Raw genomic sequence first — 322 nt, forward strand, 5'->3', positions numbered from 1 at the left:
GCGCTAAGCGCCGCGCGTCTTAGTTAACGATTTTGCGAACGGCGTCGCGCTTTTCGCTTTCGGTGTCACCGCCGGAGAGGATGAGGTGAAGCTGTGCAACCTCGGTGTTGGTCAACGACGAGACGTCCGCGCCGGGGGCGTAAGTGTTAACGTCAGAGGCCAAAGAGGCGTTGGCAGCACCGGTCAGAGCGGCAGTTGCGATGAGGGCGGATGCGATGATGGTTTTAATGACAGGGGTCCTTGTGGGAGGAAATATGTTTTGGGAGGGGGGCGACGGGGCGCTAAGCGCCGCGCGTCTTAGTTAACGATTTTGCGAACGGCG

The 322-nt window shown here is 59.6% G+C and carries 1 protein-coding gene; it reads right to left on the minus strand.

Translation table 11 applies throughout. From position 1 onward, the window contains the following. Positions 1-19: 19 nt before the first annotated feature. Positions 20-163 carry a hypothetical protein gene (locus tag AC5EFR_RS21955; RefSeq protein WP_493577854.1) on the minus strand — a complete coding sequence of 48 codons (144 nt, stop codon included), beginning with the start codon at positions 161-163 and terminating at the stop codon, positions 20-22. Between the last annotated feature and the right edge of the window lie 159 nt (positions 164-322).

The sequence above is a fragment of the Pelagimonas sp. genome (assembly GCF_058892305.1).